General features: G+C 58.3%; 10 protein-coding genes. 3 read left to right on the top strand and 7 right to left on the bottom strand.

What is annotated here, in order from left to right:
• Nucleotides 1-48: 48 nt before the first annotated feature.
• The 6 genes from nqrF to A8C75_RS08015 are packed head-to-tail and all read right to left on the bottom strand — an operon-like array spanning nucleotide 49 to nucleotide 5,908.
• A complete protein-coding gene (gene nqrF / locus A8C75_RS08040) occupies nucleotides 49-1,275 on the bottom strand; it encodes an NADH:ubiquinone reductase (Na(+)-transporting) subunit F (RefSeq protein ID WP_067380470.1) in 1,227 nt (408 codons plus the stop codon).
• A gap of 33 nt (nucleotides 1,276-1,308) precedes the next feature.
• The gene (gene nqrE / locus A8C75_RS08035; RefSeq protein WP_067294831.1) at nucleotides 1,309-1,917 is read right to left on the bottom strand and encodes an NADH:ubiquinone reductase (Na(+)-transporting) subunit E; all 609 of its coding nucleotides are present in this window, start codon (nucleotides 1,915-1,917) and stop codon (nucleotides 1,309-1,311) included.
• Between the two features lie 2 nt (nucleotides 1,918-1,919).
• Nucleotides 1,920-2,585, bottom strand: a complete 666-nt coding sequence (locus tag A8C75_RS08030) for an NADH:ubiquinone reductase (Na(+)-transporting) subunit D (RefSeq protein WP_067380467.1) — start codon at nucleotides 2,583-2,585, stop codon at nucleotides 1,920-1,922.
• A 3-nt stretch (nucleotides 2,586-2,588) separates the two neighbouring features.
• Nucleotides 2,589-3,365 (bottom strand): Na(+)-translocating NADH-quinone reductase subunit C, encoded by a 777-nt coding sequence (locus A8C75_RS08025; protein ID WP_067380464.1) that lies wholly within the window; start codon nucleotides 3,363-3,365, stop codon nucleotides 2,589-2,591.
• On the bottom strand, nucleotides 3,355-4,563 hold the full coding sequence (locus tag A8C75_RS08020; protein ID WP_067380461.1) for an NADH:ubiquinone reductase (Na(+)-transporting) subunit B: 1,209 nt from the start codon (nucleotides 4,561-4,563) through the stop codon (nucleotides 3,355-3,357). The genes A8C75_RS08025 and A8C75_RS08020 overlap by 11 nt, the downstream gene beginning before the upstream one ends.
• Before the next feature lie 4 nt (nucleotides 4,564-4,567).
• Entirely contained in the window at nucleotides 4,568-5,908 is a 1,341-nt protein-coding gene (locus A8C75_RS08015; RefSeq protein WP_067380458.1) for a Na(+)-translocating NADH-quinone reductase subunit A, read from the bottom strand.
• 43 nt (nucleotides 5,909-5,951) lie between these two features.
• Between A8C75_RS08015 and A8C75_RS23580 the strand changes: the two genes are divergently transcribed.
• Nucleotides 5,952-6,254 (top strand): hypothetical protein, encoded by a 303-nt coding sequence (locus A8C75_RS23580; protein ID WP_157890238.1) that lies wholly within the window; start codon nucleotides 5,952-5,954, stop codon nucleotides 6,252-6,254.
• A 213-nt stretch (nucleotides 6,255-6,467) separates the two neighbouring features.
• On the opposite strand, the gene A8C75_RS08010 is transcribed toward A8C75_RS23580, so the two are convergent.
• Nucleotides 6,468-7,907 carry a glyceraldehyde-3-phosphate dehydrogenase gene (locus tag A8C75_RS08010; protein WP_067380455.1) on the bottom strand — a complete coding sequence of 480 codons (1,440 nt, stop codon included), beginning with the start codon at nucleotides 7,905-7,907 and terminating at the stop codon, nucleotides 6,468-6,470.
• A gap of 202 nt (nucleotides 7,908-8,109) precedes the next feature.
• Between A8C75_RS08010 and mfd the strand changes: the two genes are divergently transcribed.
• Both mfd and A8C75_RS08000 read left to right on the top strand, forming a co-directional pair.
• Nucleotides 8,110-11,544 (top strand): transcription-repair coupling factor, encoded by a 3,435-nt coding sequence (gene mfd / locus A8C75_RS08005; protein WP_120785174.1) that lies wholly within the window; start codon nucleotides 8,110-8,112, stop codon nucleotides 11,542-11,544.
• On the top strand, nucleotides 11,541-12,131 hold the full coding sequence (locus A8C75_RS08000) for a CsiV family protein (protein WP_084783860.1): 591 nt from the start codon (nucleotides 11,541-11,543) through the stop codon (nucleotides 12,129-12,131). The genes mfd and A8C75_RS08000 overlap by 4 nt, the downstream gene beginning before the upstream one ends.
• Nucleotides 12,132-12,200: the final 69 nt, after the last annotated feature.

Raw genomic sequence — 12,200 nt, 5'->3', positions numbered from 1 at the left:
AGCTGCTGGCCATTTTGTTGTCAGCTTCGGCACAGAAGCGACCATCCATCAACCACCGAAGTCGTCGAGATAGATGTTTTCACGTTCGACACCCAGATCTACCAGCATCTGGATGACCGCCGCGTTCATCATCGGCGGCCCACACATGTAGTACTCGCAATCTTCGGGCGCATCGTGATCCCGCAGATAGTTCTCGTACAGCACGTTGTGGATAAAGCCGGTGTGGCCATCCCAGTTATCTTCAGGCTGGGGATCCGACAGCGCCAGATGCCACTTGAAGTTATCGTTCTCTGCGGCAAGCGCATCATATTCTTCACCATAGAAGGCTTCACGCATGGAGCGTGCGCCATACCAGAAGCTGATCCTGCGCTTGGAGTTCAAACGCTTGAGCTGATCGAAGATATGCGAGCGCATTGGCGCCATGCCGGCACCACCACCGATAAAGACCATCTCGTTATCGGTTTCCTGGGCGAAGAACTCACCGAAGGGACCGTAAACGTCGATCTTGTCACCGGGCTTGAGACCGAAGACATAGGACGACATCTTGCCCGGCGGGAAGCTGGTGCCCGGCGGCGGCGAAGCGATACGGATATTGAACTTAACAATACCCACTTCTTCCGGGTAGTTGGCCATGGAATAGGCACGGATAACCGGCTCATCAACCTTGGAGACATACTGCCAGACGTTGAACTTGTCCCAGTCTGCGCGGTATTCCTCTTCGATATCGAAGTCCTTGTAGTGCACTACGTGGGCCGGAGCCTCGAGCTGCACATAACCACCGGCGCGGAAGTCAACATTCTGGCCTTCAGGCAGGCGCAGTGTCAGTTCCTTTATGAAAGTGGCCACGTTCGGGTTTGAATCGACGGTGCACTCCCATTTCTTGACGCCGAAGACATCGTCTTCGAGTTCGATCTTCAGGTCCTGCTTGACGGCAACCTGGCACGACAGACGCCAGCCCTGCTTGCCTTCACGCAGGGTGAAGTGGGACTCTTCGGTCGGCAGCATGGAGCCACCGCCCTCTTCCACGATACATTTGCACTGGGCACAGGTACCACCGCCGCCACAGGCGGAGGGGACGAAGATGCCAGCACCGGCCAGGGTCGACAACAGCTTGTCGCCGGCCGCAACCGTAATGGTTTTTTCCGGATCGCCATTAATCTCTATATTGACGTTACCGGAGCTTACGAGCTTTGAACGGGCTGCCAGGATAACCGCGACAAGTGCCAACACCATCGCGGTAAACATGACAACGCCGAGAACGATTTCAGCATTCATTGGCTTGATCCACCCTTGTGTTCATCATGTTCCTTACAGCTGCACACCGGAGAAGGACATGAAACCCAGAGACATCAGACCGACAGTAATGAAGGTGATGCCCAGGCCACGCAGTCCTGCCGGCACGTCGCTGTACTTGAGCTTTTCGCGAATACCCGCCAGCGCCGTGATGGCCAGAGCCCAGCCCGTACCGGCACCCACTCCGTAAACCACACTTTCGCTGAAGTTGTAGTCACGCTCTACCATGAACAGCGCCGCACCCATGATGGCGCAGTTCACGGTAATCAGCGGCAAGAACACACCCAGGGCGTTGTAGAGCGCCGGTACGAACTTGTCGAGGAACATCTCGAGAATCTGCACAACCGCCGCAATAACGCCGATGTACGAGATATAGCCGAGGAAGCTCAGATCCACGTCAGGGTAACCGGCCCAGGCCAGCGCGCCTTCACGCAGCAGATGGTTGAAAACCAGGTTATTGATCGGCGTCGTGATGGCCAGTACCACTATAACCGCAATACCCAGGCCAATCGCCGTCTGTACCTTCTTGGAGATCGCAAGGAAAGTACACATCCCCAGGAAGAAGGCGAGCGCCATGTTTTCAACGAAAACGGCCTTAACGAAAAGGCTTATCAGCTGTTCCATGATTACACCGCCTCCTGCTTGCTATTGGGGGCCAGCACGTATTCCGGCGCCTCAACCTGGTCTTTCTTCCAGGAACGCACGATCCAGATGAACATGCCGATAATGAAGAACGCGCTCGGCGGCAGCAGCAACAGACCATTGGCCTGGTACCAGCCACCGTTGTTGACCAGCGGCAGAATCTCGATACCGAAGAGGGAACCGGAGCCCAGCAGCTCACGGATGGTACCGACAAACATCAGTACCACACCGTAACCCAGGCCATTGCCAATACCGTCGAGGAACGAAATCACCGGAGGGTTCTTCATGGCGAAGGCTTCGGCCCGGCCCATGACGATACAGTTGGTGATGATCAGACCGACGAAGACCGACAACTGCTTGGACACATCATAGGCATAGGCCTTGAGGAACTGATCCACTACGATTACCAGGGACGCGATAATAGTCATCTGGCAAATGATGCGAATGCTGCCCGGAATGTGATTGCGGATCAGCGAAACAAAAAAGTTCGAAAACGCCGTCACCACGATAACCGCAAGGCTCATGACCATGGCAGTATTGAGGTTGGACGTAACCGCGAGCGCAGAACAGATCCCCAGGATCTGCAGACCGATCGGGTTATTGGCAAAAACCGGTTTCGTCAGGACGTCTTTAGCGGAAACTGAAGCCATGATTTACACCCCCCCTGCACGCAGGTTAGCCAGAAACGGCGCGTAGCCATTCTCGCCGAGCCAGAATTTAACCAGGTTGCTCACGCCATTGCTGGTCAGAGTCGCGCCGGACAGACCATCAATCTGATGCGCCGCATCCGCTGAAGACGGATTCACATTGCCCTTGATCAGGTGCAATATGGGATCCATCGTTCCCTCTTCGTAAACCTTCTTGCCAGGCCAGAGCGCTTTCCAGGCCGGGTTATCAACTTCGCCACCCAGGCCCGGTGTTTCGGCGTGGGAATAGAAGCCCAGACCCACCACTGTGTTCAGGTCGCCTTCCAGCGCCAGGAACCCGTACAGGGTAGACCAGAGACCGTAACCGTGAACCGGCAGGATAATGCGCTCGATCTGGTTTCCATCTTGCACCAGGTAGACCGGCATATAGCGGGCCTGACGCTTGATGGAGGCGATGTCGTCCTGGCGATCCAGCTTGATGGAACGTGCCGGATCCTTGGCAGCCTTGATGGCATCGTAGGTCGCAACATTCACCGCATCGGTGAACTTGCCTGTTTCCAGGTCGACGATTTTGGTGGTGATCTGCGCGAACAGCTCATCCACGGACTTGCCGGGTTCACTGATACCCGCTGCCGACAGGATGTTGGACTTGCGGTCCAGCTCCTTGTTGGAAACCTGCTGAGGCTTGAGCAGTACCGCTGCGGCGGATACAACTACCGAGCAGACGACGCACAGCAGAACGGTAACGGTAATCGTCTTCTTGATCGAATCATTAGCCGCCATGACGTTTCATCCTCCGCTTGATGTTGGCCTGCACCACAAAGCTGTCGATCAGCGGCGCAAAGAGGTTACCGAACAGAATCGCCAGCATCATGCCTTCAGGGAAGGCCGGGTTGACGACGCGAATCAGCACCACCATCAGACCGATCAGGGCACCGAAGTACCACTTGCCGGTATTGGTCATGGACGCCGACACCGGGTCCGTGGCCATGAAGAACAGACCGAAGGCATAACCACCGAGCACCATGTGCCAGTAGAAAGGCACACTGAACATGGGATTGGTATCGGACCCGATCAGGTTCAGCAGCACGGTGGTAACTACCGTACCGGCCAGCACGCCGGCAACGATACGCCAGGCCGCAACCCTGGTGTACAGCAGTACCAGGCCGCCAACGGCGATAAACAGCGTCGAGACTTCACCCACCGAGCCCTGAATGTTGCCGATGAAGGCATCGAACCAGGTGATATTCTGCGCCAGAATGGCATCCACACCGCCCGCTGCAGCCAGACCCAGCGGCGTAGCGCCGGAGAAGCCGTCAACGGCTGTCCAGATCGCGTCACCTGACATCTGCGCAGGATAGGCGAAGAACAGGAAGGCACGACCGGTCAGGGCCGGATTGAGGAAGTTTTTGCCGGTACCACCGAACACTTCCTTGCCGATCACCACGCCAAAGCTGATACCCAGGGCAACCTGCCACAGGGGAATCGACGGCGGCAGAATCAGTGCAAACAGGATAGAGGTAACAAAGAAGCCTTCGTTGACTTCATGGCCACGCTTCATCGCGAACAGCACTTCCCAGAAACCGCCGACCACAAAGGTCACCGCGTAAACGGGAATCCAGTAGGCAGCGCCGTGAATAATGTTATCCCACAGGCTGTCCGGATTGAACGACGTCAGAGCGCCGGCAACACTGCCCTGCCAGCTGCTCGCGTCGGTCAGACCCAGGCTCGCCATGGCGGTGTTGGCCTGAAAGCCAACATTGTACAGACCGAAAAGCACGGCCGGAAAAGTACAGAGCCACACCAGGATCATCATGCGCTTGAGGTCGACGCCATCACGCACGTGAGCGGCGCTTTTGGTCACCTGCCCCGGGGTGTAGAAAATGGTATCCACCGCTTCGTAGAGCGCGTACCAGTTTTCATATTTGCCGCCTTTATGGAAATGCGGCTCCATTTTGTCAAGAACGTTTCTCAGGCTCATTGGATCAGGCCTCCTTCTCGATACGCAGCAGGTTGTCGCGCAGGATGGGGCCGTACTCATACTTGCCCGTACAGGCAAAAGTAAAGAGTGCGAGGTCTTCCTCATCCAGCTCCAGACAGCCCAGCTGCATCGCGGTCACGATGTCGCCGGTAATCAGGGAACGCAGCAACTGTGTCGGCAGGATATCCAGCGGCATCAGCGTTTCGAACTGTCCCACCGGGACCATGGCGCGCTCGGAGCCGTTAGTGCTGGTGGTGAAGGCGAACTTCTTACCCGCATTCAGCACGGACGCAAACATGTTCAGTACCGAGAATTTCTCGGTCCCAGCGGCAATCCAGCCCATGAATTCACGCTTGTAGCCTTCTTCCAGCACGCTCACCTGAGTCGCGTAGCGACCAAGATAGCCCAGAGGGCCTGCGGCGCTGCGGCCATTCCAGATGGAACCACTGATCACGCGATTGGTACCCGGTTTGAGACGACCGGCGCAGACTTCCGCCAGGTTCGCGCCCAGACGGGTGCGCAACAGCGTCGGCTTGTCGACCTGCGGACCGCCCAGGGCAATAACACGCTCGGTCGACAGACGACCTTCGGTGAACAGCTTGCCCATGGCGATAACGTCCTGGTAACCCAGAGCCCAAACGGTCTTGGTGCGGGAGACAGGATCCAGGAAGTGAATATGGGTACTCGCGTTGCCGGCCGGATGAATACCGGAGAACTCGGACAACTGCACGCCTTCAACCGTATTGATCTTGGCGCCTGCCGCCTTGCACAGATAGACCTTGGTCTTGCTCAGCACGGTCAGGAGTTTCAGACCATTGGCAAAGGCCTCGGCCTGCTCGGCAATAACGACCTGAGGATCAGCGGCCAGCGGGTTGGTATCGATCGCGGTAACGAAGATCGAGTGCGGCTCGCTGCCGGGCTGAGGAATCTTGCTGAACGGGCGGGTACGAAACGCCGTCCAGAGTCCGGACTGAACCAGGTTCTGTTCGACCTGAGCACGCTCAAGACCCGCCAGCTGAGTGGCGTCGTACTTGGCAAATTCGACCGCTTCTTCGTTGTCATCCAGTTCGATAACAACAGACTGCAGTACCCGGCGCTCGCCACGGTTGATTTCCTTGACGACACCCGCGCCAGGAGCCGTGAAGTCGACGCCTTCTGTTTTTTTGTCGGAAAAGATCACTTGACCGAGTTTTACCCGGTCCCCCACCTTGACGGCCATCGTAGGCTTCATGCCTACATAATCCGGACCCATCACGGCGACGGAGTGCACCGTCGGAGCAGCGCTGATTCGCTGCTCCGGTGCCCCCGCAATCGGTAGATCCAGACCCTTATTGATCTTGATCATACGCCTCACCCAATCACGTTAACTGTATTTCAGGACTCCGCCCTTGAACATCAGTCATCAACTGAACGCTGCCCCGGCAACGATCAAGATGCTGTTTTGTTTTTGTCCCAAGGAAAGATTTGCCCCGCCAAAAATCCGCAACAGTATAACTGAGCGCAGCCTGTCTTTTCTACAAACTACCTTTGCAATCAGGCCCTTTGCTTCATTTAAGTTCGATAATTTTCAACGCAGGCAAACGCAGCGCACAAAAAAGCACCACGACGGGAATAAAGCCGCACTCAACCAGAGCATCATCAGACCTGATTGCAGAACACAACCCGACCTTGGTCGTACAAGCGGTAAATAAAGGCTGCGCCAGATCAGACAGATACAAAAAAATCTGCCCGCAAATGATCCGAGCAGCACAGAGCCGAAAACAGCAAGGGGGACAAAAAACAATCAAGCAGCGCCCATACAAACAAAAACCGGCTGCACCCAAGGTGCAGCCGGTCAGGCCTCTTTTTCAGAGGCAGAGCCGATCAAGCCTGCATCAGAACGACCCAGGCCAGCGGAATCCGAATCAGATCCCCTTTAGCGGGAACGCCGGCAGGGTGCAGTGCGCCATGGCCTGCATCATGCGGAATACCTGGCAGCTGTAACCGAACTCGTTGTCGTACCAGACGTAGAGTACACAACGCTTGCCATCAACGATGGTCGCCAGACCGTCGACCACACCAGCGGCACGGGAACCGACGAAGTCGGTCGATACGGCTTCGGGTGAGGTGCTGAAGTCAATCTGCTTTTGCAGCTCGGAGAAAAGCGCGGCATCACGCAGGTAGGCGTTCAGCTCTTCCTTGCTGGTTTCCTTCTCCAGGTTCAGGTTCAGAATGGCCATGGAGACATTGGGCGTCGGCACGCGAATCGCGTTACCGGTCAGCTTGCCTTCGAGCTGCGGCAGCGCCTTGGCAACAGCCTTGGCCGCACCGGTCTCGGAAATGACCATGTTCAGACCCGCCGCCCGACCACGACGATCACCCTTGTGATAGTTGTCGATCAGGTTCTGGTCGTTGGTGTAGGAGTGCACGGTTTCAACGTGACCGTTGAGCACACCGAACTGCTCATCGATCTTCTTCAGCACCGGCACAATGGCGTTGGTGGTGCAGGAGGCCGCCGACAGGATGCGATCTTCGTCGATGATATCCTGGTGATTCACGCCCATGACGATGTTCTTGATGCCCTTGCCAGGCGCCGTCAGCAACACGCGGGATACGCCCGTCGCACGCAAATGGAGGCTCAGACCATCGGCATCACGCCACTTGCCAGTGTTATCGATCAGCAGCGCATTGCTGATGCCATAATCGGTGTAATCGATGGTGTCAGGTGCATCGGCAAAGATAACCTTGATCATGTTGCCATTGGCAATCAGGGCCTGGTTTTCTTCATCGACCTGGATGGTGCCCTTGAAGGATCCGTGTACGGAGTCACGGCGCAGCAGGCTGGCGCGTTTTTCCAGATCATTCTCAGCATTGCCACGGCGCACAACGATGGCACGCAGGCGCAGGGACTGGCCGCCACCGGTACGCTCGATCAGCAGACGCGCCAGCAGGCGGCCAATGCGACCAAAGCCGTACAGTACGACATCGGTAGGTTCGCGCTCAGGGGCACCGATTACACTATCGAGTTCTTTTTTCAGGAAGGCTTCGATATCACCGTTGCCTTCGTGCCGAAACTTGATTACGAGCTTGCCGACATCTACGTGGGCGTTGGCAACACCCAGCTTGTCGACGGCTTCCAGTACCGGATAGGTATCATGAACGCTGAGCTCTTCCTGATCCTGCATCATCTGGCGCGCAAAGCGGTGCGCCTTAAGGATATCGGTGACCGAACGCTTATGTACAAGACGTCCGAACACAGAAGTTTCAACATTCCGATCGCGGTAGAGACGGCCGATTAACGGCACCATGGCCTCTGCCAGCGCTTCTCGCGCTTTCCAGTCTGCGAATACTAGTTCTTGGCTCACAGGTAACTCCAAATACGGTCAAGGCTGAAATTGGCTGCGGGCGCATTATCGCTTTTTCCACCAAGCGGGGCAAACTTGCCGGCCTACGACTTTCGCACTGCAGCATTTGGCGCAGGCCCCTGGATCTCAAGCCTGCCCTTTTGACCCCGCAGGCGGTAACATAGGGCGCTTTTGTAGTCGGGGCTTCAAGGAGTCAGCAACCGTGTTTGAACTGGACTATCCGATGCCGGCGGGAGCGGGCGATATCAAGCGTATCGGCCAGTTAAAAGGCTGCGCCCAAGGCTACCTCGCCGCTGCCGCCGCCCGTCACCACAAGGGCGTGACCCTGGTCATCGCCACCAGCAGTGATGCCGCTACGCGCCTGGCCAGCGAAATCGCCTTTTTTGATCCCGAGGTCGAACTGCTGTCCTTTCCCGACTGGGAAACCCTGCCCTACGACAATTTCTCGCCGCACCAGGACATTATCTCCGAACGCATCCTCAGCCTGTATCGCCTGCCGCAGCTGAGCCGCGGCATCCTAATCGTCACGGCGGCCACCCTGATGCAGCGCATAGCACCGCGCCAGTTCATCGGCGGCAACAGCCTGCTGCTGGACACCGGGCAGACGCTGGACCCCAGCGAAACCCGCCAGATGCTGAGCGATGCCGGCTATCGTGCCGTTGAAACTGTGTATGAGCACGGCGAATTCGCCCAGCGCGGCGCCATCCTCGACATTTACCCCATGGGTAGCCGCCTGCCGTATCGCATCGATCTGTTTGATGACGAAATCGAGACGCTGCGGGTGTTCGACCCGGAAACCCAGCGTTCCATCGAACAGGTAGAGCAGGTGCGCCTGCTGCCGGCGCAGGAGTTCCCGTTTGATTCCAGCGCCATCACCGGATTTCGCCAGCGCTGGCGCGAACGCTTTGATGTCGATCCCGGCCGCTGCCCGACCTACCAGGACGTCAGCAATGGCGTGACACCCCCTGGCATCGAATATTATCTGCCGCTGTTTTTCGATAACAGCATGACACTGTTCGACTATCTGCCGGACAACACCCTGGTGGTATGCGACCCGGGCCTGGAGGCGGCGGCCGAGCAGTTCTGGCACGAAGCCCAAGCGCGCTACGAAGAGCGCCGTCATGATATCGAACGTCCGCTGCTGGCACCTGAAGAAGTCTTTACCCGGGTCGATGAACTCTTTGCCGCCCTCAAGCGCCTGCCACGCCTGGTACTGCACAGCGACAGCGCAGGCAACGGCGGCGGCGCCCAGGACAGCTCGTTCGAGGAGCCGCCAACACTGCAGGTAAACGCTCAGTCAAACCAGCCCATGGCGACACTGAACGATTTTCTGGACAGCCACCCCGAACCCATACTGTTCTGCGCCGAATCCGCCGGGCGACGCGAATCCCTGCTCGAGCTCTTCGCTGTCGCCGGCATAAAGACCCGCAGCATCGACAGCTGGCAGGACTTTGCCGAACAGCAGCCACGCCACGGCATCTGTGTCTATCCACTGGAACTGGGCCTCAACCTGCCGGGCCAGTGCCAGCTGATTACCGAAACCCAGCTGTTCGGCCAGCAGGTCTTCCAGCGCCGGCGTCGCAGCCGCGACAAGGAACAGGCCGACCAGGTCATCAAGAACCTGTCGGAACTGCGTGCTGGCGCGCCCGTGGTACACCTCGATCACGGTGTTGGTCGCTATCTGGGCCTGCAGTGCATCGAGCTGGACGGCCAGCAGAATGAATTCCTGACGCTGGAATATGCCGATAACGCCAAACTCTATGTACCGGTCAGCTCACTGCACCTGATCAGCCGCTACGGCGGCAGCAGCGATGAAAACGCCCCGCTGCATCGCCTGGGCACCGAGCAATGGATCCGTGCCAAGCGCAAGGCGGCCGAAAAGGTGCGCGACACCGCCGCCGAGCTGCTGGACATCTATGCCCGTCGCGGCGCCCGCGAAGGTTTCAGCTTTGGCACCCCGGATGCCGAATACCGCCAGTTCAGCGCCAGCTTTCCGTTCGAGGAAACCCCCGACCAGGCTTTGGCCATCGAAGCGGTGCTGCAGGACATGACCGCTCCCCAGCCGATGGATCGCCTGGTGTGCGGCGACGTCGGCTTTGGCAAGACAGAAGTGGCCATGCGCGCCGCCTTCCTGGCGGTGCAAAACAGCAAGCAGGTGGTCATTCTGGTCCCCACCACCCTGCTGGCGCAGCAGCACTACGATAATTTTCGCGACCGTTTTGCCGACTGGCCAGTCAACGTCGAGCTGATTTCGCGCTTTCGCAGCACCAGCCAGCAGACCCAGGCGCAGGCCAAACTCGCCTCCGGCGAGATCGATATCATTGTCGGCACCCACAAGCTGTTGCAGGGCGACATCCAGTTCAAGGATCTGGGCCTGGTCATCATCGACGAGGAACACCGCTTTGGCGTGCAGCAAAAAGAGCGCCTCAAATCCCTGCGCGCCCAGGTGGATATCCTCACCCTCACCGCCACGCCCATTCCGCGCACCCTCAATATGGCCATGTCCGGCATGCGCGACCTGTCGATCATCGCCACGGCACCGGCGCGACGCCTGTCGGTAAAGACCTTTGTGCGCGAGGGCGACAAGCCCATGATCAAGGAGGCCATCCTGCGCGAACTGCTGCGCGGCGGCCAGGTCTATTACCTGCACAACGAGGTCAAAACCATCGAGCGCACCGCCGAAGAGCTCAAGGCGCTGGTGCCCGAGGCCCGCATCGGCATTGGCCACGGCCAGCTGCGCGAACGCGAGCTGGAGAAGGTCATGACCGACTTCTACCACAAGCGCAACAACCTGCTGGTCTGCACCACCATTATCGAAACCGGCATCGATATCCCCAACGCCAACACCATTATTATCGACCGGGCCGACAAGTTCGGCCTGGCCCAGCTGCATCAGCTGCGTGGCCGTGTCGGCCGCTCCCACCACCAGGCCTACGCCTATCTGCTGACACCGCCGGTTGCCAATATGACCCCGGATGCCGGCAAGCGACTGGAAGCCATCGCCCAGGCCAGCGATCTGGGCGCAGGCTTCACCCTGGCGACCCACGACCTGGAAATCCGCGGCGCCGGCGAGCTGCTGGGCGAAGGCCAGAGCGGCCAGATGCAGAGCGTTGGCTTTACGCTTTACATGGAAATGCTGGAGCAGGCCATTCAATCAATGCGCGATGGCAAGACGCCCAACCCGGACGCCCCGCTGCGGCACGGCCCCGAGATCAACCTGCGGCTGCAGGCTCTGATCCCGGACGAGTACCTGCCCGATGTGCACAACCGGCTGATCCTCTACAAGCGCATTTCCAACGCCAGCAACGATGCCCAGCTGCATGAACTCCAGGTAGAAATGATTGACCGCTTCGGCCTGCTGCCGGAACCGGTGAAGAGCCTGTTCCGCATCACGGCACTCAAGCTGCGCGCCAGCGCACTGGGGATTGCCAAGGTCGATGCCGGCGATAAAGGCGGACGCATCGAATTCAACGCCGATACCACTATAGATCCATACAAACTGGTCACCCTGGTTCAGAGCCAGCCGCGACGCTTCAAGCTCGAAGGCGCCAGCCAGTTACGCTTCAATGTCGAAATGACCACACCCGAACTGCGCGCCCAGACCGTCGAAAACCTTCTAAACGAGCTTTCTGCATGAGATTTCACCCAAGCCTCCCCCCGCTGCTCAGCACTCTGGCGCTCGCCTTGCTAACGCTGTGCAGCCTGTTTGCCCGGGCCGAGGACCCCGTCTACAAGGTGGAAGTGCTGATCTTCGCCAACCAGGACCCTGCCGCCCTGAAAGAACAGACCTGGCATAGCCTGGAGATACCCCGCCGTGCGGCGGCAGAACTGGGCAACGGTGGCAGCGGCACTTACCAGCGCCTGCCCGGCAATAACCTGGTACTGACGGCGGAAAAAAACCGCCTCGCGCGTCAACAGGGATTTCGCACCCTGTTCCACGGCGCCTGGTATCAGCCGGTGGGCAACCAGAACAGCAGCCGACCGGTACACCTGCGCGGTGGCCAGCTCATGCCCAACGGCGCCTACGAACTGGACGGCTACATCAGTATCGACCGCGGCAGTTCCCTGCACCTGCGCCCCGACCTGTACTACACCAGCATCAGCTCACAGGCCACCGACAAGCTGCTGATGGCAACCCTGAATACACCGCGGAGCATGAAACCCAACCAGATTCACTACCTGGATAACCCGCTGTTCGGCGTCCTGGTACTGATTCAGCGCTAGTCAGTGCCTGTACATACAAAAAGGGCTCCTTGCGGAGCCCTTTTTTGATCGAAGCCATTTAGCTGCCAA

The sequence above is a fragment of the Marinobacterium aestuarii genome (genome assembly GCF_001651805.1).
GTDB classification, from domain to species: domain Bacteria; phylum Pseudomonadota; class Gammaproteobacteria; order Pseudomonadales; family Balneatricaceae; genus Marinobacterium_A; species Marinobacterium_A aestuarii.
The sequence above is the reverse complement of the archived record's forward strand: the minus strand, read 5'-3'. Positions and strand labels throughout refer to the sequence as shown.